21 protein-coding genes are annotated in these 22348 nt (G+C 51.8%); 5 read left to right on the plus strand and 16 right to left on the minus strand.

Annotated elements, in window-relative coordinates:
- Positions 1–120 precede the first annotated feature (120 nt).
- From pstS to JKP81_RS14035, 3 genes are all read right to left on the minus strand, one after another.
- Positions 121–1152, minus strand: a complete 1032-nt coding sequence (gene pstS, locus JKP81_RS14025) for a phosphate ABC transporter substrate-binding protein PstS (RefSeq protein ID WP_370568886.1) — start codon at positions 1150–1152, stop codon at positions 121–123.
- 454 nt (positions 1153–1606) lie between these two features.
- Positions 1607–3163, minus strand: coding sequence for an MFS transporter (locus JKP81_RS14030; protein WP_200552228.1), 1557 nt, complete (start codon positions 3161–3163; stop codon positions 1607–1609).
- Between the two features lie 423 nt (positions 3164–3586).
- Positions 3587–3754, minus strand: coding sequence for a hypothetical protein (locus tag JKP81_RS14035; RefSeq protein WP_017457522.1), 168 nt, complete (start codon positions 3752–3754; stop codon positions 3587–3589).
- Between the two features lie 165 nt (positions 3755–3919).
- Here JKP81_RS14035 and JKP81_RS14040 point away from each other — a divergent pair, with 165 nt between their 5' ends.
- Positions 3920–4612 (plus strand): class I SAM-dependent methyltransferase, encoded by a 693-nt coding sequence (locus tag JKP81_RS14040; protein WP_200552229.1) that lies wholly within the window; start codon positions 3920–3922, stop codon positions 4610–4612.
- A 4-nt stretch (positions 4613–4616) separates the two neighbouring features.
- Here the strand turns inward: JKP81_RS14040 and JKP81_RS14045 are convergent, their stop codons facing one another.
- The 4 genes from JKP81_RS14045 to budA form a co-directional block, all read right to left on the minus strand.
- Positions 4617–5384, minus strand: a complete 768-nt coding sequence (locus JKP81_RS14045) for a class I SAM-dependent methyltransferase (RefSeq protein ID WP_200552230.1) — start codon at positions 5382–5384, stop codon at positions 4617–4619.
- A 130-nt stretch (positions 5385–5514) separates the two neighbouring features.
- Positions 5515–6285, minus strand: coding sequence for a (S)-acetoin forming diacetyl reductase (locus JKP81_RS14050; protein ID WP_200552231.1), 771 nt, complete (start codon positions 6283–6285; stop codon positions 5515–5517).
- A gap of 16 nt (positions 6286–6301) precedes the next feature.
- Positions 6302–7981 carry an acetolactate synthase AlsS gene (gene alsS, locus JKP81_RS14055; protein ID WP_200552390.1) on the minus strand — a complete coding sequence of 560 codons (1680 nt, stop codon included), beginning with the start codon at positions 7979–7981 and terminating at the stop codon, positions 6302–6304.
- A 22-nt stretch (positions 7982–8003) separates the two neighbouring features.
- Entirely contained in the window at positions 8004–8783 is a 780-nt protein-coding gene (gene budA / locus JKP81_RS14060) for an acetolactate decarboxylase (protein WP_200552232.1), read from the minus strand.
- A gap of 107 nt (positions 8784–8890) precedes the next feature.
- Here budA and JKP81_RS14065 point away from each other — a divergent pair, with 107 nt between their 5' ends.
- The gene (locus tag JKP81_RS14065; RefSeq protein ID WP_200552233.1) at positions 8891–9763 is read left to right on the plus strand and encodes a LysR family transcriptional regulator; all 873 of its coding nucleotides are present in this window, start codon (positions 8891–8893) and stop codon (positions 9761–9763) included.
- A 31-nt stretch (positions 9764–9794) separates the two neighbouring features.
- Here the strand turns inward: JKP81_RS14065 and JKP81_RS14070 are convergent, their stop codons facing one another.
- Genes JKP81_RS14070 through JKP81_RS14080 form a run of 3 tightly spaced genes read right to left on the minus strand, consistent with a single transcriptional unit; the run spans position 9795 to position 10856 of the window.
- Entirely contained in the window at positions 9795–10151 is a 357-nt protein-coding gene (locus JKP81_RS14070; RefSeq protein WP_200552234.1) for a DUF1971 domain-containing protein, read from the minus strand.
- A gap of 23 nt (positions 10152–10174) precedes the next feature.
- The gene (locus JKP81_RS14075) at positions 10175–10513 is read right to left on the minus strand and encodes a DUF1869 domain-containing protein (RefSeq protein WP_200552235.1); all 339 of its coding nucleotides are present in this window, start codon (positions 10511–10513) and stop codon (positions 10175–10177) included.
- A gap of 10 nt (positions 10514–10523) precedes the next feature.
- Positions 10524–10856, minus strand: coding sequence for a DUF1971 domain-containing protein (locus tag JKP81_RS14080; RefSeq protein ID WP_200552236.1), 333 nt, complete (start codon positions 10854–10856; stop codon positions 10524–10526).
- A 212-nt stretch (positions 10857–11068) separates the two neighbouring features.
- On the opposite strand from JKP81_RS14080, the gene JKP81_RS14085 reads away from it, so the two are divergent.
- A complete protein-coding gene (locus tag JKP81_RS14085; protein WP_200552237.1) occupies positions 11069–11656 on the plus strand; it encodes a flavin reductase family protein in 588 nt (195 codons plus the stop codon).
- Positions 11657–11694: 38 nt separating this feature from the next.
- On the opposite strand, the gene JKP81_RS14090 is transcribed toward JKP81_RS14085, so the two are convergent.
- From JKP81_RS14090 to JKP81_RS14110, 5 genes are all read right to left on the minus strand, one after another.
- Positions 11695–12783 carry a pectinesterase family protein gene (locus JKP81_RS14090; RefSeq protein ID WP_200552238.1) on the minus strand — a complete coding sequence of 363 codons (1089 nt, stop codon included), beginning with the start codon at positions 12781–12783 and terminating at the stop codon, positions 11695–11697.
- A gap of 10 nt (positions 12784–12793) precedes the next feature.
- Positions 12794–14377 (minus strand): GDSL-type esterase/lipase family protein, encoded by a 1584-nt coding sequence (locus JKP81_RS14095; protein ID WP_200552239.1) that lies wholly within the window; start codon positions 14375–14377, stop codon positions 12794–12796.
- 238 nt (positions 14378–14615) lie between these two features.
- Positions 14616–15650, minus strand: a complete 1035-nt coding sequence (locus tag JKP81_RS14100) for an ABC transporter ATP-binding protein (RefSeq protein ID WP_200552240.1) — start codon at positions 15648–15650, stop codon at positions 14616–14618.
- A 1-nt stretch (position 15651) separates the two neighbouring features.
- Positions 15652–17226: an iron ABC transporter permease gene (locus JKP81_RS14105; protein WP_200552241.1), complete on the minus strand. Its 1575-nt coding sequence runs from the start codon at positions 17224–17226 to the stop codon at positions 15652–15654.
- 21 nt (positions 17227–17247) lie between these two features.
- The gene (locus JKP81_RS14110) at positions 17248–18264 is read right to left on the minus strand and encodes an iron ABC transporter substrate-binding protein (protein WP_200552242.1); all 1017 of its coding nucleotides are present in this window, start codon (positions 18262–18264) and stop codon (positions 17248–17250) included.
- A 341-nt stretch (positions 18265–18605) separates the two neighbouring features.
- On the opposite strand from JKP81_RS14110, the gene JKP81_RS14115 reads away from it, so the two are divergent.
- Together JKP81_RS14115 and JKP81_RS14120 are read left to right on the plus strand one after the other, a co-directional pair.
- Positions 18606–18833: a hypothetical protein gene (locus JKP81_RS14115; RefSeq protein WP_200552243.1), complete on the plus strand. Its 228-nt coding sequence runs from the start codon at positions 18606–18608 to the stop codon at positions 18831–18833.
- Positions 18834–19145: 312 nt separating this feature from the next.
- Positions 19146–21335, plus strand: coding sequence for a TonB-dependent siderophore receptor (locus JKP81_RS14120; protein WP_200552244.1), 2190 nt, complete (start codon positions 19146–19148; stop codon positions 21333–21335).
- 285 nt (positions 21336–21620) lie between these two features.
- Here JKP81_RS14120 and JKP81_RS14125 read toward each other — a convergent pair whose 3' ends face one another.
- Positions 21621–22100, minus strand: coding sequence for a hypothetical protein (locus JKP81_RS14125; RefSeq protein WP_234455659.1), 480 nt, complete (start codon positions 22098–22100; stop codon positions 21621–21623).
- Positions 22101–22348: the final 248 nt, after the last annotated feature.

Raw genomic sequence — 22348 nt, forward strand, 5'->3', positions numbered from 1 at the left:
ATATGATTATTCACCACTCAACGTAATAAAATAAAAATACGTTGCGTAGGAAATTAGCTTTGGGCTAATAACAAAAAACCCGGTAGCGCACCGGGTTTATTTTTTAGAAAATAAGCGAGATTAGAACAGCGGCTTACCAGAAGCGTCCTGTACGTTGGCTTTCCATGCAGCGCGAACCTGAGCGGTAACGGAATCCGGCAGCGGCGCGTAATCCAGATCGCTGGCGATGGTGCTGCCATTTTTGTAAGACCAGTCGAAGAACTTAAGCACTTCGGCGCCTTTCGCCGCGTCATCCTGTTTTTTATACACCAGGATAAAGGTAGTGGACGAAATCGGCCATGCATCTTTGCCTTTCTGGAAAGTGAGATCCTGAGCGAAAGATTTGCTCCAGTCAGCCCCTTTAGCGCTGTTGCTGAAGCTCTGCTGTGACGGCTCAACCACTTTGCCATCGGCGTCAAACAGTTTTGTCCAGGTCAGGTTGTTCTGTTTAGCGTAGGCGTATTCAACATAGCCGATGGAGCCCGGCAGACGCTGTACAAACGCGGCAACGCCATCGTTGCCTTTACCGCCTAAGCCAACCGGCCAGTTCACCGTTGAGCCTTTACCCACTTTGCTTGCCCAGTCAGCATTCACTTTGGATAAGTAGCTGGTGAAAACAAAAGAGGTGCCGGAGCCATCTGCGCGACGCACCACGTTGATATTCGTGTCCGGAAGTTTGACTTTCGGGTTCAGTTTGGTGATTTCCGGATCGTTCCACTTTTTAACCGTGCCCAGATAGATATCACCCAGCGTTTTACCGTCCAGCGTCAGTTCGCCGGATTTTACGCCAGGGATATTAACCGCCAGCACCACACCGCCAATGACGGTAGGGAACTGAAACAGGCCGTTTTTCGCCAAATCATCATCACTCATCGGGGCATCGGATGCGCCGAAATCCACGGTTTTCGCAATAATCTGTTTGATGCCGCCAGAAGAACCAATTCCCTGGTAGTTCACCTGAGATCCCGTCTGTTTCTGGTATTCGGCCGCCCATTTTGCATACACAGGCGCCGGAAAAGTACCACCAGCACCCGTCACATTCGTTGCCGCGAAAACAGTAGTCGTCGAAAGTGCAAGAGCAGCAGCCATCAGGCGAACTGACGCATTAAGCATTGCCATAGTCTCTCCGAATCGAAATAGTGATTAAATTTTTGAATAATATTAAGAGCGAGGGCAGCATAGAGCGAATTTATGACAATTTTGTGTCAGTCGCGAAAAATAAAAACAAGGTGGCACGACAAGCAAAAAAAGACCTCCGGATCGCAATCGGGAGGTCTAAACAAGTCTTAAAAAAGATGAATTAACCTAACGGTTAAAATTTGCAACTCTGCACGCTTTGAAGGCGCGCACTGAGTTACAGTAGCCGCAGCTATTAAACACGAAAACCGCAGCCCTCACATGACAGATATGCAACATTATGTAAGTTATTTTTTCCGCCCACTAAAATCACCCGCACAAAGAATATTCCACTGATGCAACATGATATTGATTCATCAATGAATGCCCTTAAAAATAGCGGAACCCTTTTTTTAAAGATATCATCTAAATATATAGCGAGCGATTAATCCTATTTCGGCATATAACTTTTACTTAATCCGGTGGTTGATATCACTGCACCGTCTACCGTTGCATCAGACCAAAGCGTGTCGTAACGATAACCTGTCAAATCTTCGACAACTTTACGCGCTTCAGGCGTCACACTTTGTTTATTTCCGTTGGCTTTCAGACGGTCAAGTTCATCGACAAAAATACGGTGCGTGCGCTTATTGAGATGGAAAGTCAGCGCTTGCCACATTGCCACCAGCAAAAGCCCGGCGGTGCCGATAAATAGCAGCATCACAATGGTCGTGATCGCTTCCTGAGGCTGTTGCAGGCTGCCTTTTACAAAACCACCGCTCTGCAATAGCAAACCCACTGCAAAGGTCGCAATGGCTACCGTGGTCTTACGTGAAAATGTCATTACGGCGGCAAACAGCCCTTCGCGGCGCTGGCGCGTAACCATTTCGTCAATGTCCGGAATAAACGGAAACACGTTCCACGGCGTGAATTCCAGAACGCAGCGCCCAACCTGATAAAACCCGGCGAGGATCACCAGCAGCACCACTTTGTTTTCCGTGGGGAACTGGTACACCAGAAAGAAACCGCCCAGGCACAGCAGCATCATACTGTAGGCAAAAACATAAAGCCGGGACGGGCCATACTTGATAATGGCGAAGCCCGCAACAAGCGTTACCGGCAGCCCGACGATGCTCATCGACAGCAAAGTTCCTGCCAGCGAAGACGAGACATGCAAGCAATAAACACAGAAAAAGACAAACACCGTGTTATAAATATCTTTGGCCGTGAAAGAGAAAAGATAAATAGCCAGATGCTTGCGAAATGCACGAATTTTCAGCGTCGAGGCATAATCTTTAAATAACTTAATCACCCCGGTAAGTGTTTGCGCTGCATTGCCAGTTTGACGTTTTTTCTCCATCTCCTGCATCATTTCTGGTGTAATTTCACGCTCCCAGCTTACTTTCCAGGAAATAAATACACAGACCATAAACAACACGGCAAAAACAACGCCGTTAATCAAATAAGCATCGGCGTTTTTTTCACCCAGCCAGCCAATTAGCACACCGGGGATAAAGGTCGCTAGAAACGTACCGGAAGCAGAAAGAAACATGCGGCACGTGGAAAGCTTGGTGCGGTCGTTAAAATCTTTGGTCATTTCCGATGGCAATGTTTCCCACGGGATTAAGACCATGGCAGCAATAATTTCAAACGCCAGGTAAACGGCAAGGTAAAACCAAAAATTCATGCCATTCAGCCATAACAGAATATAAACCAGCATCAGCGGCGCGCCGATAAGTAAAAAGAAACGACGCCGACCAAATTTCTTGCCTAAAAAATTCTTATAAAAGTGATCGGTAAAACTGCCCATAAACAGGCTCACGATAGCATCAACAATCCTTGCGATCGCGACAATGGACGCGGCCTGAATCGGCGATAAACCGACAAACGTGGTGTAATAAAACAGTAGCCAGGCGCCAATTACCGTAAAAGCACCACCGCCCATTATGTCTGTCATGCCGTAACCAATGCTAACAGGAATCGTCACTTTTCGGTTTTTACGGGTCATAGCCAGCCCCCACAATTGTTCAGCTTCACAAATCGCTCAAGCTGTAACTGTTCTTTATTTATCATGGACATAAAAACTCCATAAGAGAATTATTTGTGCCAGAACGGCGCCGTTAATAACGAACGCCTGTTGCCACCGGAAAACATCACAGTCTTCACGTTATCTCCCTTCGGGATTTTATGTCTACTACCATACAAGTTAAGTTGTCGAAAATGTGACCTCAGGCATAAGCCAGAAAAAATCGCCTTCGTAAATTCAAAAAAAGTGAGAAATGGGATCGAAAGAACAGTTAAAAGGCGGCAGTTGTGAAGTAACGAAAACCCTGCGTAGCACAAACAAAAAAACCGCCTGATATCAGACGGGTTTTACTTTTCAGCGCACAGTTCATTCCAGTAGCTATAGCGCATCACCAGGTGAAAGCGCTCATTTTTCATCGTAAATCCATACAGAAGGATGATAATCAAGACCATAAAGCAGGCCGAACGGGATCAGCAGCGCAACATGGCGCCCCGAATCATATTCCCCCGCGTCCGTCTGTAATGGCAGCGTCGGGGTAAGGCGATTAAGCCACTGTTGCAGCAATGTCTTCATCAGCACGTTCTCCAGCAAAGGTTGACGCGCTCAGTTAAACGCAAAGCGCGCTATAACCAAAACGATCATTTTTGCACTGGTTTGCCGAAATAAGCATATGGCTTGCGCTGCCTATTATCATGTAATATTTTAAGTTACATGAATGACACCCATCCCGGAGATAACGTGGCACAGAATACGAACGATATTTTTAACAGCGAATTCTCCCGCCAGTACGATGCTTACAACGAACGGCTGGGCGAAATTGCCAATAATCTGCACCTGCTTATCTCTCTGTTGCTGAAAAAAATGCCGCAACAGGCGCGAATTCTCTGTGTTGGCGTCGGCACCGGCAGCGAAATCATTCGCCTTGCGCAGCACCATCTGCAATGGCATTTTACCGGCGTTGATCCCTCGCCAGATATGCTGGCAGTTTGCCAGCAAAAGCTCGACCAGGTGAGCATTGCCAACCGCTGCACATTGCATGAAGGCTATCTTAGTGAGCTTCCCGCCAGCGGCGATTTTGATGCGGTGCTCTGCCTGCTGGTAACTCACTTCATTCAGCATCCGCAGCGCGATGGCATCTATTCACAAATGGCGAGCCAGTTAAAATGCGGCGGACGTGTGATCACGGCGGAGATCGCCGGGGACATGCACAGCCCGGCGTTTGATGAACAGCTCGAAGTGTGGACAACCATGCATGAAACCGCCAGCCAGGCACCGCGCGATATGGCGGAAATCAAAGCGCAACTGTCGCAGCGCCTGCTGCTGTTGCCCGCAGAAACCACGGAAGAACTGATTGAACAGGCTGGTTTTACCCCGCCGCAGCGCTTTTTCCAGTCACTGCTGATTCACGGCTGGACAGCACGCAAAATCTGAGGTGTTACGCCTTGCGTGAACAGCAGGCAATGTAGTTTAACTGGCGGCGATTTGCGCGGAAAAAGCGGAACATGCCGAGAAAACGCGTCCGCTTATCACGGGTGCGCAAGCCATTAAAAACAATGCGCAGCGCACGCGCGAAACCTTCATCACGGATCAGCCCAACGGGCGACATCAGCGACATTGCCCCGTGGCGCGTTTCTACTTCGGCAAAGCCATTGTCGATAAACAATGTTCTCCACGCTGCTTCTGTCATCGGGCTGACATTTGATCTCACCACCTGCTCCAGTTTTGACTGGTTATCTGTCGCCAGCCCGCTGCGCATAAACATAATGTCGTGCGTCAGTAAACGACCGCCGGGTTTCAGCACGCGGTAATATTCGCTGATAAGCTTCGCTTTCGCTTTGTCCACATACATGGTCAGCATCGCTTCGTTAATCACCACATCAAAAGTGTTATCGTCGAACGGCAGCTTATTCGCATTGGCTTCGCTAAGATGAATGTGGCTGTCGAGACCGACAGAAATCACATTCTGTCGCGCCTGCGCGAGCGCATTTTTATCCATGTCGATGGCATCCACCGTACAGCCAAAACGCTGCACCAGTTCAATCGAGGTGGTGCCCATATTGCAGGCGACTTCCAGCACCCGGCTCTGCTCATTTAGCGGTACCTGGCTAAATAACCATTCGGTCGCTTCCACCCCGCCGGGGCGCAAACGCGTTTTCCCGAGGCTCGCCAAAAAGGTATGCCCTGCTTTATCACTGTCAGCCATCGGACTCTCCTTTCCATAACATGCATTCTATATGCAACTTAACACAACAGTGTGGAGATGAGAATGGCTTTCATCAACAAAAAAGCCCCTGCGTTTTCGCAAGGGCAAGGCTGTGTCCGAGCCATATAAATTAGTTAAAGACCATCCCACCATCGATCAGCAATGATTGGCCGGTCATATAGTCGGAATCCGGCCCTGCGAGGTAAGAGACGCAGGCAGCAACGTCTTCTGGTTCCGAAAGACGCCCGAGCGTAATGCGTTTAGCAAACTGCTCCGTGCCATACCCCAGCGGTTTACCGGCCGCTTCCGAGACCTGGCGGTCTATTTCTGCCCACATTGGTGTTTTCACAATCCCCGGGCAGTAGCCATTAACGGTAATGCCAAGCGGTGCGAGATCCCGCGCGGCTGTTTGCGTTAATCCCCGCACAGCGAACTTGCTGGAACTATACACGGCCAGTTCCGGGTTACCGACATGTCCGGCTTGTGAACAGGCGTTGATAATTTTTCCGCCGTGTTTTTCCGCTTTGAAGGCTTTTACCGCCGCCTGGATACCCCAAATAACGCCTTTTACGTTAATGTTATAAACCTTATCCACCACTTCCGGCGTGATGGACTCAATCGGCGTCGAAGGTGCAACACCGGCGTTATTCACAATCACGTCGAAACCGTTCAGTTTGGTTCTGGCCTCCTCTACCGCGGCAAACACCTTGTCGCGGTCAGAAACATCCACCGTCACCGCAATCGCGCTGCCATTGTTGTTATTAATTTCGTCAGCCACTGCTTTTGCCGTTGCGGCGTTGTAATCGGCAACAGCGACGGCAAAGCCATCTTTCGCCAGACGCAACGCAATGGCTTTACCAATGCCCTGACCCGCACCGGTCACGAATGCAACTTTTTTCATCATATCTCCTTGCTTTTCAAAGAATCTGGTTAAGGTTGAGCTGGCCCATCAGCAAAGGGTTATCGCTGTAATCGACCGGAATGGCGACTACCGCCGGACCGTCCGTGTCCATTGCTGCACGCAGCGTGGGCTCCAGTTCTGCCGTACTTTCAACAGCGAAACCTTTAGCCCCAAATGCCTCGGCATAAGCTTTAAAATCGACCGGGCCAAAATTGACGCCGGAAAGACGCTGGTATTTTTTCTCTTCCTGAATGGCCACCATGTTGTAGGCGTTGTCCACCCAGATGATATGCAACACATTTGCCCCGAGGCGCACGGCGGTTTCCAGTTCCATGCTCGATTGTAAAAAACCGCCATCGCCGGAAACCGACACTACTTTGCGGCCAGGGTTGACCAGCCAGGCACCAATCGCCCACGGCAACGCAACGCCCATGGTTTGCTGACCGTTGGAAATCATCACCTGGCGGGCGCGGAAGCTATAGAGATAGCGGGCAATCCAGATATGGAAACTGCCCATATCAACCGTCAGCGTGACATCGTTATTCACGATATCCTGCATCGCCCGCACGATGCGCAGCGGGTGAATGGCGAACTGACTGAGTTGCGCCCCTTTACGGCTGAGCAGTTCCCGCTGGTTGCGGCGTTCAATCAGGATCTCTGAGGCGCGCGGCGTGAGGATCAGTGGTTTTTCGATTTTCGCGGCCAGTTTGTCGAGCGTGCTGGCAATGTCGCCAACCAGTTCGCAATCCGGCACGTAATTGCGTTCTTCATAAGCGGGAAGCACGTCGATATGGACCAGTTTCGCGTCACCGGTGTTCCACATCGATGGTTCATATTCCACCGGGCTGTAACCAATACAGATAATCAAATCTGCCAGGTGCAACAGCCGATCCCCGGCCTGGTTATTAAATAACCCCACACGCCCGGCAAAGCGGGTGAAATGCTGCTGATTAACCGCGCCCGCCGCCTGATACGTGCTGGTGACCGGAATATGGCTTTTTTCCAGCAACTGATGCAGCGCCGAAATATTCTCCTCACGGCTTGCCATCAGCCCGAGTAAAAACACCGGGTTTTGCGCCTGCGCGATAAGTTTCGCCACCTCGTCAATCGCCGCATCCGGTGCGGCACCTAACTGCGGAACACCGCTGGCGGGCAAGATATTGCCGCTCGCGGGTTGATCGGCAATATCCTGCGGCAGGCTGACAAACGCGCTGCCCGGCCGACCCTGCTCGGCGGCGCGAAAAGCATTGGATACCACCTCGGCAATCGCGTCGGATGAGGTTATCTCTACTGCGTATTTCGTGACCGGGTTGAACATCGCCACCGTGTCCATGCTCTGGTGCACCAGCTTGGCTTTATCCGCCCGTTTCACCGCGCCGCCCAGCGCCACCACCGGGTCACCTTCGCTGTTGGCGGTCGCCATACCGGTAATCAAATTGGAACAGCCGGGACCGGACGTGACCAGCGCGACGCCAGCTTTACCGGTGATACGCCCGACTGCCGCCGCCATAAATGCCGCGTTCGCTTCGTGGCGCACCGGAATAGTTTGAATGGTTGAATCAATAAGCGAATCAAACACTTTGTCGATTTTGGCACCGGGAATGCCAAACACATGTTTCACGCCCTGCGCTTCCAGTTGTGCAACCACCATGTCGGCGCCATGCGCCCACTGGTGTGTACGGCTCTCTTTACTCATCATTTACTCCTTTAAATGTTTATCAGTTCTCGACGGAACGAATGGCGGCGTCCAGGTTGTCCGGGTGTAAATCGGCGTTGAGAAACGCCGCATCCGCAGGCAGGTCAATCAGCAAATGGTGGATTTCGCCAAACGTCAGCGTGCCGCTTTCAAGCTGGTAATCCAGCAAATGTCCGCCGCCATGACGGTCATCCGTAATAAAGTGCTCGTGGTAGCCCGCCACGTTAATCCCCTGCATATGCTGGGGTGTGCGGAACCCAACGAGCACGCCATCACGCCCGTTGAAACGAAACACGGGTTGATCGTCAAGCACGTCAGTCATGGCGCGATAAGGTGGCGTCTGGCGAGGTACGGTGCGGGTGTGTGCATGGCGAAAATGACCATCAATACGCAAGGCGCAAAAGACATTATCAGAGGGGATCGTCTTATCGATAATGTCGTGCAGTTGCTGGCGACTGGCCGGTTTATCCAGGTAAAATTCATGCTCTGGTTTAAACCAGGTCATTACCGCGAAAGGTGTTTTTTGCTGTCGGCTGGCTTCCCGTGCGCTACCGTCAGCACGCAACTGGTAAACCTCACTGTTGAACGCAATTAATTCGCCATCCAGTTCGTTAAATGTGCCGAGCCCAAAGTCGCCGTGATTGAGTAAATCCTCAATCGTGGTATTTCCTTCGTAAACACCGCTTAATAGCGCACTCATTAGCGATGTTTGATATATCACACATTCTGGACGCGTTTGTGAAAAAGCACGAAATGTTTCCCGTAGACTTTCCTCGCAAGAACAACCGGTTACATGACTCATTATCCTTTACCTCGCTGAGCAGTCGTTTAGAAAAGCTGATAAATTATTGACTCGTTTCAGCGAGAGATTCCAATATACAAAGCATCAGGGTTTGAGATGTTTTTAATATGGAACTCCGTTATCTACGCTATTTTGTCGCCGTTGCGCAGACGCAACATTTCACCCGTGCCGCAGAAATGCTGGGCATGTCGCAACCGCCGTTAAGCCAGCAAATTCGCCGTCTTGAGCAAGAAGTGGGTACGCCGCTTTTTTACCGGCAAACTCGCGGTGTTGAGCTCACCGAAGCGGGTGAAGCGTTTTATGAAGATGCGTGCCAAATCATCGCGTTGAGCGATGCGGCAATGGAAAAAGCGAAAGGGATTGCGCGAGGGATTAATGGAAAATTGTACCTTGGCGTGACCAGTTCCAATGCGTTTCACACGCAAATTTTTTCAGCGCTTCGCCAGTTTCAGCAAAGCTATCCGCAGGTGGCGCTGTATCAAAAAGAGGACAATATGGCGACACTGATGCAGGAACTGGAAGAGGGGCTGATTGACGTGGCCTTTGTGCGCCTGCCGTGTGAAAACAGCAAAATGTTCAACCTGAAATTGATCGACGAAGAGCCGATGGTACTGGCGTTACACCGCTCACATCCCCTTTCCGCGAAAACGGATATCTCGCTTAACGAATTGCAACAAACACCGCTGATTATCTTCCCTCAGCAGGTCGCGCCGGGGCTGTATGAACTGGTTTACAACGCTTGCCTGCGCGCGGGTATTGATATGGAAAACCAGCAACAAGCGTCGCAGTTTTCCTCTTCGCTGAGTATGGTGGCCGCCGGTTTCGGCTTCGCCATCGTTCCGCAATCCATGGCCTGTTTCAGCCACCCGCAAGTGACATTTCACCGGATGCCGGAACAGACATTAAAAACGGATGTAGCGCTGGCGTGGCGCAAGTTCGAGCGTTCGCCCGCCGTAAAACGGTTTATTGAGAACTTTTAAAAACGCCCGCTGCGAAGCGGGCGTGAAGTGTTTAGCTACGGTGGGTATTCACAACCTGACCAATTCCCTTCCCTTCCAGCGCTTCATTGGGGTCGGCAAAGAAATCGATATTGAAGTAGGTGTCATCGGTTAACAGTTCAATATGGTGCCAGTATTGCGGCGGGCTAATGCCAAAATGCCCGGCTTCAATCACCACTTCCACTTCCGGCGTGGTGTCGTGCTCACTGGCAAAACCAATGTATTTCACCGCCCCCTGCATCACCGACAAACGGCCATAGACACCTTTTTTGGTGTTGTGATGGGTGAGCAGCGCCTGTGGAACCGTCTCTTTCGTCCAGAAAGGCGTTGAGCGGGTATGACGGAAATGAACGGGAATTTGATGCGCCATAAAACCTCCTCCGACCGCTTCGATTACCAGCCGCACACGTTAGTTTCTTCGTCCGATTCATAGCCCCGGACGATATTAATCAACTCTTTCACCGCGTCTGCGGCATTAAGCGGATCTTTCAGTTCATTAAGAGTGGAAAACTCTTTATCCACGGAAACACCGTTATTATTGTTGGTCACCGTCAGGATAAACTCACTGGAATTATCTTTCGCGCCCGCAAGGCCAGCAATCAGTTCCGAAACCGCTTGTACGGCAACATCAGGGACATATAACGACATTGGCTTGAGATAGACCTTTTCCTGCGTTTCATTGTTCGCACGGTTAGAAACTGCTAAAGAATAACCTTTGTTTTCAGTTGTCATCAGAATTACCTCAGCCTTCAATCAAAATTTTCGGGTCAACATAGAAATCGACGCTAAATATCGTATCGTTGCTTAATGCCTCAATGTTGTGCCATTTTTCCGGCGGAAAAACGCCAAATTCACCGGCATTAATCGTTAAAGTCTCTACCGGTTGCGGGCTAGTTTCATCGGCGTAACCGTAATAGCGGATTGCCCCTTGCAGCACACTCAAACGGGGGTAAACACCCTGCCGTGTCCCGGCGTCAAGATGGCGCTTCCAGATGGACGCGGGGGCAGTTTCTTTGGTCCAGAACGGCGTTGAGCGGGTGTGGACATAGTTCGCGGGTATCGCAATACGTTGCATGTTTCATCCTCTTTGTGTCTCAGCAAAGCGGGTCTGCCGGGAGGGGGAAAAGCATTTGTTGCATATGATATACCTGTTTTATAATTTGTGGACTACTTTTTTTAGTGAATATTTCCCGGCGGTTTTTATTACTCAAAAAGAGTTATTGTAAAACGCATATCGAAGGGGGAAAAATGGGTAATAAATTACTTATAACTTAGGGTTAATGCGCAATGAAAAACAAATCCAAACTCAATTCTTTTTATTATGGCTTTCCTGTTTTTTTAGTCACCACGCAAGATAAAGACGGTAACACAAATATTTCAGCGGCATCCTCCTCTATTTCTCTGGGTGAGAAACTGATTATTGGCATCAGTAAAGGCGGTAAAACCTACAATAATTTATTGGCTGGTTCAGACGCCGTGATCAATATTCCCGATCACACGCTTTGGGAAAAAGTGGAGCAAATAGGCAAACTTACCGGCGGCAATAGCTTGTCGGAAAACCAGACCAAATGGGGCGTAGAAATCTGCCACGATAAATTCGCCAAAGCCGGGTTACACACTGAAGCCTCTGTCGATGTTGCACCGCCGCGTGTTGCAGAGTGCCCAATCCAGGCGGAATGCCGTTTAGTCTCTACCAGCGATAAAGGCCGTTTTATGCTGGCTGAGCTGGATATCGTGAACTTATGGGTTGAAAACGCGCTGTTAAATGAAAATGGCATTGTTGATTCAGGCAAATGGAAACCGCTGATTTTCAATTTCCGTGAATACACGACCGTTGGCGATACGCTCGGATTTAACGTGAAATACGGTAACTAATCCTCATAAATTGCCCCCGCTCACGGGGGCATAATCCTTTACTCCAGCAACGCTTTATCCCAGCCGCTGAAAATCGCCGCCGGATTGTATTGCGCGGCGTCCGCCTTGCTTAATTGATATTTTGCACCGCCTTGCCCTGCGCCCGGCCCACGGTTATCAAACTCATAAAAACGGCTGTCTTCCGGATAAAACCAGATTTTCTCCCCGGCTTTATCTTTGCCGGACATTTTATCCCAGCCGTAAATATGGTCGTCGATTTCACAATTAATAAACGCCGCAAGACCAATGGCGTTTGGATCGGCATAGCGCCCGTCGCTGAACTGTGTTGTCGGATGCCACGGGCGACCCAGCGCGAAACTTTTCGCCGGAACGCCCGCTTCTTTGCTGAGCTTGCTGTTGATGATCAACAAGCCAAACTTCTCATCCGCCTGCGTCGCCGGTGCGGTGATGTAGCCATACGGCGGGGCAATATCATTGCGGTTACGGGCGATAATCTCGCAGCGATCAAACACCGCAATGCCGGGGCCAAAAATAAAATCAACGTGCCCGCTCACTTCACAATCGGTGAAATAGCTGCGGCTCCCGCTCTTGCTGTAAAAGGTGTCCTGGTAACCTTCGAGCCGGACATGGCGGAAACGCGCTTTATCGACGTTTTCCGACACCATCAGCGCCACCGCCTGCGTGTCTTTCAGTTTCTTCGCATCGCCATCCGGTAGCGCGGCATTGGCCGGAAAGTCAAAGCTATTGCGAATGGTCAGATTCTCAATGGTCACGCCCGATGCGCGCACTTCCACCGTGCTGGTGCGCCCGGTGCCGAGCTTCTGTCCGTCGCTGCCTAATGCACCGGCAGGCGTATTTGCCTCAATCTGCGTTTGCTCTTTGGATTGCCCCACCAGCATGACCGGTTTTTCAATCACCAGCCGTTCGTTCCAGCGCCCCTCTTTGACCAGGATCCGCCACGGCGTGCCGCTGTCAGGAGCGGCGGCCAGCGCCTGGCTGATGGTGGCGAACTCACCGGCTTGCGGTGCGGTGGAGACAACGGCATTCCACTCGCTCGCCTGAGCGGAAACGCTGATACAAGCCAGCAACAGCGCGGAATAGCGCAGTGAATAGTGCAGTGTTTTCATCGGTCTCTCCTTAAGGTTTTAATGTGTCGGCAAGCGAGCTCAATTCAGGGGTGGTTCGGATGAGATCAGCCACCATCGATGCCACAGCTTCTGCACCTTGTTGCTGAAAATGGGTGGTATCAGGATTGCTGCGAATGCCGGAAGTTTGCGTTTTATACCAAGGGTAGCGCGGGTCGTTCACATCCACAGCCAGCCAGTAATCCATCCAGTCACTGGCGTGCGCATTAGCGAAATCAATAGTCGCTTTTTCCAGATCAATAAGCGGCACGTGGTTGCGTTGGGCGGTCTGTTTGATGGTGTCAATGTAATTCCCGGCAAAGCGGTAACCGGGCTTTTTCACCGTGTAATGACTGCTGACCACCACATCGTCGGCACCCTGCTGGAAGGCCGTTTTCCCGGCGCGGTTTTTTACCCGCGTGGTTGGTGTAAACAGCACCGGCGTCGCGCCCGCTGCACGCGCCAGCGTGATATAGCGCTCCAGCGAGTGCTGGAACGACAACAATGGTTCCCCTGGCGGAAACTGCGGATTGCCGCTGGCATCATTGGGATAGGTGCAGAGGTTTTTCACGTCAGCCGCGCCGCGCACTGCTTTATCGCTATCGCAGTTTTGATCGTTATGACCGTGGGCGATAAAGACATAGTCGCCGGGGCGCAAATCGCGCGCCATTTGCTGGTACCAGCCTTCGTTGTAGAAATCGCGGCTGGAGCGCCCGGAACGCGCACCGTTAAGCACCACAACGCCGCTGTCGGCGCGAAACGCGTGCTGGAAAACTTGCCCCCAGCCCATGCGCGGTAAACGGGCGACTTCATACGTGGCGGCGGTGGAGTCACTGACCAGCAAAATACGCGTTTTCGCGCTACTGATAGCCTGCCGGTCGCGTAGCGCACGCGGCAAATCTAACGGTTCCCACGGCCCGTTGTTCTGTAAACCGACAATCGGGCGAAAGGCGCTGTCGGTCAGCACTGCACCTCCCGCCTCGCCGCTGTTGTTGTCATAGTTGCGATTGTGGTTAATCACCGACAAAATCCGCGCCATACCGTTGCCGGTGCGAATCGGCGTCTGCACCGGATCGGCGGTTTGCGCATTCAGGCCAGATAAACGCAACGCGTCGGCCATACCTTGACGAAAGTTAGCCAGTGGTTCGGTCAGCAAACCGGCATTCAGCTTGCTGTTATCACCGCGCTCAACCCATTGCTGTGGGCCGATAAAGCCCAGCGCACCGGCCACTTCGGAAACCAGTCTGTCGGTAAAGGGCGTGATATTAGCGGTATTGCGGCGCTCTTTTTGCAGCGTAATCAGCAGCGAGGCCATACAGCGCGCACGCGGCTCATCGCTTCGCAAACACGACTGTGCGGTTCCCGTGCTTTGAATGGTGGAAAGGGTTAACGGCGGCGTGAGCGCATCAACGATTAGCGAATAGCGTCCGTCGCTGCGCGTTTTGGTGGTAAGGCGCTTGCCTGAACTGTCGGTCACCGTCACCGATGCCCCCGCCAGCGGCGCGTCGGCAAAAACCGCGCCTTCAAGTATCGTTGCCGCATTCGCCATCACTGGCAGGCAACAAAACAACACACTAAGTCCCAGAGGGTATTGCATGAGTCATTCTCCTGAAACAGGTTCTCCCGGCAGGCTGCACCGGTGTAATCGCGAGTTTCTGTTTCTGGAAAATGTGGCCAAGAGTGAATGCCAGCAGGCATTATGGGTAACAAAGGCTTTTATTTTTATGGTGATACAAAACGAAACGAAGTTTTACACATGTAAAAACATTGTTTTGAGATCGGACTCAAGAATATGACAATTGATAAACCGGCCCGGCGTTAACCGGGCATTGTATTCAGTGGGGAAATACGCGGGCGCTTCCGTTAACCTGCAGATTCACTTTCATGCCGGGTCGCCAGTCCGGGCGGGTGATGGCTTGTAATGTCAGGCGTTCGCCGGTTTGCGAAAACAGCAGCGTCAATGACGAAAGGTATCCGGCAAAATCCATATCGATAATGTGTGCCTGCGGGTAGGTTTGATGCTCATCGCACGGCACCACGCTCACCTGCTCCGGGCGCAACATAATGCGATGAGCGCCAGAAAGCGCCGGGTTATCCGCCGCCACATCGCCAAGCAGGCAGTGCGCACGCCCTTGCGCCACATCGGCAGATAAAATCAGCGCATCGCCCAAAAACAGCGCCGTCTCCTCATCAACCGGTTGCGAATAGACCGCGAACGGCGATCCCACCTGCGCAAAGCGACCGTGGCGGATCACCACAATCTGGCTGGCGAAGGAGAGCGCCTCTTTCTGATCGTGAGTAACCAGAATGGAGGCGACGCCCGCGTCGGTCAGCAAATCCGCCGTGGCTTTACGCGTGGCGGCGCGCAAGCCGGTGTCCAGCGCCGAAAACGGTTCGTCGAGTAACATCAGCGCCGGTTTCTGCGCCAACGCTCTGGCCAGCGCCACACGCTGTTGCTGCCCACCGGAGATCTCATGCGGCCAGCGCGCCGCCAGTTTGCTGTCCAGCGACACCATCGCCATTAACTCGGCAACACGGCGTTGCTTCTCATGGCGCGAACCTTTAAGCCCCCAGGCAATGTTTTCTCCCACGCGAAGATGCGGAAACAACGCGCCCTCTTGCGGCACAAAGCCAATGTTGCGTTGGTGAGCCGGGACAAACTGACCATCGCCAAACAAGGTTTTTCCCTGCAACTCAATGCGCCCGCTGTCCGGCATTTCAAACCCGGCGATCAAACGCAGCAACGTGGTTTTCCCCGACCCGGACGGGCCGACAATCGCCGTGCGGCTACCGGCAGGGATCACCAGATTCACATCATCCAGCACGCGCGCGGCGGCAAAGCTTTTCGAAATTGTTGCCAGTTCTAACATCTTAAAGACCCGAAAGTTTTTGTGATTGCTTATACAGCAGGCCGGTCAACGGCAAGGAAATCAAAATCATCAGCAACGCATAAGGCGCAGCCGCCACATAATCGATCTCGCTGGTCAGCGCCCAGAACCCCGTCGCCAGCGTGCGCGTGCCGAGCGGGGAAAGCAGCAGCGTGGCGGTCAGTTCGGTGCTCACGCCCAGAAAGACTAATGCCGCAGCGGTAGAGGCGCCCGGTGCAGCCAGCCGCAGCGTGACGCTCACCAGCGCTCTGCCAGGCGATGTGCCAAGGCTTTGCGCCACCTGCTCAAGCTCGACCGGCGCTTGCGCAATCCCGGCGCGTAAGTTGATTAACGCTCTGGGCATAAACATCAGCAACCAGGCGAGAAACAGCGTCACTTCAGTCTGGTAAATCGGGCGCGCGTAATGAATGGTCACGGTAACCAACGCCAGCGCCACCACAATACCCGGCAATGCGCTGGTGATGTAATTACAGCCTTCAAGCAAGCGGAATACGCGGCGCGGATGGCGCACCGAGAGCCACGCCGTCGGAATGGCGAACGCGGTGGTGATCAGCGCCCCGCAAACCGCCAGAAAAAGAGTCTGGCGCAGTGAAAGCCAGAGATCGGCGCGGTGCCAGTTATCGAACCCGCCAAGCCACAACCAGCGGCCAAGCACCGCAATCGGCGTACCGAATGACAGCGCCACCGTGCACGCCGCCAGCAATAACCCCAACCCGCAGCTCCAGCGACCAAGCGCGCGGCGCTGTTGCTTGCGCGCTGTACCTGAGCCCACTCGCGCATAGCGCGCTTTGCCGCGCGCCGCCGTCTCCAGCAGCAGCAACGCCAGGCAGCAGAGCGCCAGCACACCGGCGAGCATATTGGCGGCCGGGCCGCTGAACGTTGACTGAAACTGATCGTAAATCGCGGTGGTGAAGGTATCGAAGCGGATCATTACAAACAGGCCATATTCCGCCAGTAAGTGCAGCGCGACCAGCAGCGCACCGCCGCAAAGCGCCAGCCGAAGCTGGGGTAAGATCACGCGAAAGAAGATCCGCCACGGCGGAGTGCCAAGCGATGCCGCAACATCCTCAAGGCTGGGGTCGAGGCGGCGCAACACCGCAGCGACCGGCATATAAATAAACGGAAAATAGGCCAGCACAGCGATAAACACCGCTGCAGGTAATCCGTTAAACGCGGGCAAAACGCTCACCCAGGCATAGCTTTGCACAAATGCCGGGATCGCCAGCGGCGCAACCGCCAGCACGGCCCATATGCGCCGGCCGGGCAGCGACGTCCGTTCAGTGAGCCACGCCAGCGACGTGCCAAGCGCGACGCTTGCGGGTACAGCAAGTGCAATGAGCCAGAAGGTGTTGACGAGCAACTCACTCACACGCGGGCGAAAAATGAGCGCCTGCACCGTCGCCCAGCCGGTATCAATACCGACACCGATGACAAAACCAACGGGCAGTAAGGCCAGTGCCGCGACAAAAAGGGCAAATACCACCAGCACCCGCGAAGGGCGGTGCCGGGCGGCCTGGCTGGCCGCATTGCTAGCCGCCGGGAGACTTAAACTGGACATCAGGCACTCTTTCCTGCGTGATTACAAAAGACCGGCTTCGGTCATTAACTCGCTGACTTTTTTGCTGTTAAGCGCAGAGGGTTCCACTTTCGGTGCGTCTAATTGCGCCAGCGGAACCAGTTTTTCATTGGAAGCCGCGCCTTCTCCTACTGCGTATTCAAATGCGGTGTTGGTGCGCAGCATCTCCTGACCCTGCTTGCCGGTTACCCATTTGATAAACGCCTGCGCCTGTTTCTGGTGTTTGCTGGACGCTAAAACGCCGCCGCCAGAGATGCTGACGAACGCACCCGGATCCTGATGTTTAAAGTAGTGAAGCTGGGTATTTTTGCTGTTCTCGCCGGTTTTCGCCTGATCCACAAAGTAGTAGTAGTGATAAATCACGCCACCGTCGATTTGCCCGGCATTGACCGCTTTCATCACCGTGCTGTTGCCTTTGTAAGGCACAAAGTTAGTTTTCATCGCTTTCAGCCAGTCCAGCGTGGCTTTTTCGCCTTTCAGTGTCAGCATCGCGCTGACAATCGCCTGGAAATCAGCGCCTGAAGGCGACGCCGCCCAGCGGCCTTTCCATTCCGGTTTGGCTAAATCCATGATCGATGCAGGTAACTGCGAAGCAGAAATTTTCGTCGGGTTATAGACAAAAACGGTGCTGCGCGCGGCAATGCCAACCCAGCGGCCATGCGCCGGGCGGAACTGAGCCGGGACCTGTTTCAGCGTATCCGCATTGAGCGGCGCAAAAAGTCCGGCGTTATCAACCAGCGTCATTGCCGGGGAGTTTTCCGTCAGAAACACATCCGCTGGCGAAACGTTGCCTTCCTGCACCAGTTGGTTACCCAGCTCCGTGTCGCCGCCGTTACGCAGCGTGACTTTGATGCCGGTTTCTTTGGTGAATTCGTCGACCCAGGATTTTGTCAGGTTTTCGTGCTGCGCGTTATAGACGACGATACCGTCGTTGTTGTCGGCGGCGAACGCCACGGGAGCGGCAAAAACTGAAGAGATGACCAGTGCAAGTGAACAGAGCGGCAAAAAGCGATTATTCATCATCATTCCTTTTAAATTATGTGTAATAGTCAGCACATACGAGCCGGGCTGGATTTTAATCGTAGTGGAAATGAAATGAGAATCAAAATTATTATCAAAAGATTGAGTTTGAAATTAAATATCATCAAAAATTAAAAAATAAATTAATTCACCAGTCCACAATGGCGAGATACCCTAAAGATTAAGACAACCTTAACATGAGGTTAAATGTTTCATATATTATCAATCCAGCGAATCAGACAACCGTGGCTATCTTTTCCGTGAATAACAAATTAACATCAGATTGAGTGGGTTTAATACCAAACATCGCAAAACAACCTACACAGGTAAGACAAATAATTATGAAAAATAAAAAGATAGATACAATGGCAAAAGTGGCTATGCGCAGCAGGGGATTGTCTGTAAAAGAAAAGCGCGTGCGTTACCAGGGTAAAATATTTACCTTTAAATATGTTTCTGGCCACTATGAAGTCTTTTTCGAAGGCGAAAAAGTGGATGCTATCGAAACAGATAACATCAATCAGGCGATTGTGGATTTTAAAGAAAAACATAACAAAACGAAGCGCTAAACCACGCTAAAATACCTTTTCACTTACCGCTCACGCATCAACCAATAAATACCAGCAACCTTATTATACCGGGCGGTATTATTATCGAACCCGGTGCCCTCCCCGACCTTTGTCTGCCCCAGTACACACTCAAAAGCCCTAAAAACCTTATGGAAATCACACGCTTATTTCCACATTTTTTTACACAAAACGTTTACATGGTAACGATAATTCATATCATCTTGAGAATCGCTATCAACAAATGGCGATATCGCTTGCGGCTCGGGAGGATCAGCGCCGCCATACTTCTGTTAAATCAGGATCACCATAACAATGAAATCTCGTTATCTTTGGGCATTAAATCCTTGTTTATTGATGATGTTTTCCACTCACGCTTCGGCGGAAGGTCAAAAAGAAGAGACGCTGGTGGTGGCCGCCAGCCGCGCAAACCACAGCGTTACGGATATGGCGCAAACCACCTGGGTCATTGAACAGGCTGAAATTGAGCAGCAGGTTCAGGGCGGAAAAGAGTTAAAAGAGGTGCTGGCGCAGTTAATTCCCGGCATGGACGTCAGCAGCCAGGGACGCACTAATTACGGCATGAATTTGCGCGGTCGCTCAATGATGGTGATGGTGGACGGTGTACGTCTGAACTCGTCCCGCAGCGACAGCCGCCAGCTCGATGCTATCGATCCGTTTAACATTGAACGTATCGAAGTGATTTCCGGCGCAACATCGCTGTACGGCGGCGGCAGCACCGGCGGTTTAATCAATATCGTCACCAAAAAAGGCCATCCGGAAACCCAGGTTGAGTTCCAGACCGGCACGAAAAGCGGTTTTAACAGCCATAACGATCACGACGAGAACATCGCGGCTGCCGTCAGCGGCGGTAACGATAACGCTTCAGGGCGTCTTTCCGTGGCGTACCAGCGCTATGGCGGCTGGTATGACGGCAAAGGCAATGAAGTGAATATCGATAACACGCAAACCGGTTTGCAGTACTCAGACCGCCTGGATGTCATGGGCACCGGCACGCTGAATATCGACGATCATCAACAGTTGCAGCTCACTACGCAGTATTACAAAAGCCAGTCTGATGGTAAGCACGGCCTCTTCCTTGGCGAAAACTTCTCGGCGGTGCGCGGCGTCGGCAACGCTTACAACAAAAGCAATCTTGATTCCGATCGCATCCCCGGCACCGAACGCCACTTAATTAACCTGCAATACGCCAACAGCGATTTCTGGGGCCAGGATTTACTGGCGCAGATTTACTACCGTGACGAAAGCCTGACGTATTATCCCTTCCCGACGCTTTCCGGCGGCTCGGTGACCAGCATTGGCGCATCGCAGCAAAAAACTGATTTCTACGGCGGCAAACTCACCCTTAATAGCAAGCCGCTGGAAGATCTGACATTAACCTGGGGCGTGGACGCCGAACATGAAACGTTCGATGCCAACCAGCAGTTTTTCAATCTCAGCAAAGCTGCCGCCAGCGGCGGCATGAAACTGGATAACGCTTATAACGTCGGGCGCTATCCCGGCTACAGCATCACGAACCTCGCGCCGTTCCTGCAAAGCAGCTATGACATTGCGGCCATCACCCTGAGCGGCGGCGTGCGCTACCAGTACACGGAAAACAGAGTCGATGACTTTGTCGGCTACGCGCAGCAGCAAGCCATCGCCACCGGCAAAGCAACCTCGGCGGACGCCGTGCCAGGCGGCAAAACGGATTACAACAATCTGCTGTTCAACGCCGGCATCCTTGGTCACCTGAGCGAACGCCAGCAGTTGTGGTTTAACTTCTCTCAAGGCTTCGAAATCCCGGATCTAGCGAAATATTACGGTTCCGGCACCTACAAGCTGGAAAACGGTCACTACCGTCTGGTTAACAGCGTCAACGTGAACGATTCGAAACTGGACGGCATTAAAGTGAATGCCTACGAGCTGGGCTGGCGCTTCACCGGCGATAGCCTGCGTACGCAGATCGCCGCGTACTACTCGCTTTCGGATAAAACCATCAACATCAACAAAAGCGACATGACCATCAATATTGAAGATGACCAGCGTCGTATTTACGGTGTGGAAGGCCAGGTCGATTACTTCTTTAGCGACAGCGAATGGAGCACCGGCGCGAACTTTAACGCCATCAAGTCGCAAACCCGCGTTGATGGCAAATGGCAGAAACTGACCGTGGATAGCGCCAGCCCGTCGAAAATGAGCGCGTGGGTCAACTGGGCGCCAGGCGACTGGACATTACGCCTGCAAAGCACGCAGGCCTTTGATCTTTCTGACGCCGATGGGAAGCATATTGACGGGTACAACACTGTTGATCTGCTCGGCAGTTACCTTCTGCCTGTCGGTAAGCTGAGTTTCAGCGTTGAAAACCTGCTGGACGAAGATTACACCACCGCGTGGGGACAACGCGCGCCGGGTTTATACAGCCCAACTTATGGCGCAGCGGGTTTATATACCTATAAAGGCCGTGGTCGTACTTTTGGCCTGAATTATTCCGTTCTGTTCTGATGAGATCTGCCGCCTGTATTTCAGGCGGCATATTCCGTTTTATTCACGCCCAATAAAAACGCAGAAAAGCCGATATCCTCAGCCATTATTTTGCTGAAAATATATTGTGTTATTTTCGCCTTAAGCCAAATAGATGACTGTGGCGACTCTATTTCCCGGTCAGCGAATGCGTAATATAAGATATATTGAAACAACAACCGCTAAATATAAGATCCAGTTAGAGATACCGGATTAATACAGCTAACGTTAATAACCCTGAAATAAGACAGGATTTACTTAAGATCGTTATTGCATATCCGTCGGCTCAGATTCGCCCGCCGTTACCTGCTCTTGCTGCACGACCACTTTTGCGTCCAGTTTGTGTTGCTCAGCCACACGTTTCTCTTTCTGTAGCTGCGCCGTGGCTAACTCTTGTTGCGTCACTTTTTTACCGGAAAATGCATCAACCATTTCCGTTCTGCCGTCCGGATATTTAACGATGGTCACCAGCCGTCCGCCGAATTGCGGAATCCCGGTCATCGCCAGTGAATAATCAATTTCATGATTTTCCACCTTTTTCTTTTCCTGAACCTGCTGCCCGGCTTTTATCTCATTGCTGTGTTTGTGCTTTTCCGCGCGGCTGGAGAGCGTCACTTTGGTGCTCTCATCATGCGAAGCGCTATTTGCCGCGCCATTGTCCGTATGAGCCGCCGATTTAGGATTTGTGTTTTCTTTTGTTGTGGCAAGGTGCGGGCTTGCCTGAATCGCCTGAATCTCCTGCATCATTATCTCCGCTATCAATGACCAGATATTCCGCCAAATGACTCTGCCTGAGCCGAAAAAAAGATCCTCATAACGATTATCGACAGGCAAAAGAAACAGATTAATAACAAATAGCGCTGAATCAGGATGCTTTACATACAGAAATTAAATAAGCACGCGATATTTAATAAAACAATAATTTTACTTAAATCAGCTGGATATTAAAAAATATACGTTAAGTCAGGGCATATAATTAAAAGCAGAAGTGCCAC

Source organism: Kosakonia sp. LAM2021 (assembly GCF_016620385.1).
In the GTDB taxonomy this organism is placed as follows: domain Bacteria; phylum Pseudomonadota; class Gammaproteobacteria; order Enterobacterales; family Enterobacteriaceae; genus Kosakonia; species Kosakonia sacchari.

What these genes read in the sequence shown, in the direction of transcription:
- JKP81_RS14110 (WP_200552242.1), bottom strand. Translation starts at nt 18,264, where the DNA reads ATGAATAATCGCTTTTTGCCGCTCTGTTCACTTGCACTGGTCATCTCT.
- JKP81_RS14035 (WP_017457522.1), bottom strand. Translation starts at nt 3,754, where the DNA reads ATGAAGACATTGCTGCAACAGTGGCTTAATCGCCTTACCCCGACGCTG.
- JKP81_RS14050 (WP_200552231.1), bottom strand. Translation starts at nt 6,285, where the DNA reads ATGAAAAAAGTTGCATTCGTGACCGGTGCGGGTCAGGGCATTGGTAAA.
- JKP81_RS14075 (WP_200552235.1), bottom strand. Translation starts at nt 10,513, where the DNA reads ATGACAACTGAAAACAAAGGTTATTCTTTAGCAGTTTCTAACCGTGCG.
- JKP81_RS14095 (WP_200552239.1), bottom strand. Translation starts at nt 14,377, where the DNA reads ATGCAATACCCTCTGGGACTTAGTGTGTTGTTTTGTTGCCTGCCAGTG.
- JKP81_RS14115 (WP_200552243.1), top strand. Translation starts at nt 18,606, where the DNA reads ATGAAAAATAAAAAGATAGATACAATGGCAAAAGTGGCTATGCGCAGC.
- JKP81_RS14125 (WP_234455659.1), bottom strand. Translation starts at nt 22,100, where the DNA reads ATGATGCAGGAGATTCAGGCGATTCAGGCAAGCCCGCACCTTGCCACA.
- JKP81_RS14100 (WP_200552240.1), bottom strand. Translation starts at nt 15,650, where the DNA reads ATGTTAGAACTGGCAACAATTTCGAAAAGCTTTGCCGCCGCGCGCGTG.
- budA (WP_200552232.1), bottom strand. Translation starts at nt 8,783, where the DNA reads ATGAGTCATGTAACCGGTTGTTCTTGCGAGGAAAGTCTACGGGAAACA.
- JKP81_RS14045 (WP_200552230.1), bottom strand. Translation starts at nt 5,384, where the DNA reads ATGGCTGACAGTGATAAAGCAGGGCATACCTTTTTGGCGAGCCTCGGG.
- JKP81_RS14105 (WP_200552241.1), bottom strand. Translation starts at nt 17,226, where the DNA reads ATGTCCAGTTTAAGTCTCCCGGCGGCTAGCAATGCGGCCAGCCAGGCC.
- alsS (WP_200552390.1), bottom strand. Translation starts at nt 7,981, where the DNA reads ATGAGTAAAGAGAGCCGTACACACCAGTGGGCGCATGGCGCCGACATG.
- JKP81_RS14030 (WP_200552228.1), bottom strand. Translation starts at nt 3,163, where the DNA reads ATGACCCGTAAAAACCGAAAAGTGACGATTCCTGTTAGCATTGGTTAC.
- JKP81_RS14070 (WP_200552234.1), bottom strand. Translation starts at nt 10,151, where the DNA reads ATGGCGCATCAAATTCCCGTTCATTTCCGTCATACCCGCTCAACGCCT.
- pstS (WP_370568886.1), bottom strand. Translation starts at nt 1,152, where the DNA reads ATGCTTAATGCGTCAGTTCGCCTGATGGCTGCTGCTCTTGCACTTTCG.
- JKP81_RS14065 (WP_200552233.1), top strand. Translation starts at nt 8,891, where the DNA reads ATGGAACTCCGTTATCTACGCTATTTTGTCGCCGTTGCGCAGACGCAA.
- JKP81_RS14085 (WP_200552237.1), top strand. Translation starts at nt 11,069, where the DNA reads ATGAAAAACAAATCCAAACTCAATTCTTTTTATTATGGCTTTCCTGTT.
- JKP81_RS14120 (WP_200552244.1), top strand. Translation starts at nt 19,146, where the DNA reads ATGAAATCTCGTTATCTTTGGGCATTAAATCCTTGTTTATTGATGATG.
- JKP81_RS14080 (WP_200552236.1), bottom strand. Translation starts at nt 10,856, where the DNA reads ATGCAACGTATTGCGATACCCGCGAACTATGTCCACACCCGCTCAACG.
- JKP81_RS14090 (WP_200552238.1), bottom strand. Translation starts at nt 12,783, where the DNA reads ATGAAAACACTGCACTATTCACTGCGCTATTCCGCGCTGTTGCTGGCT.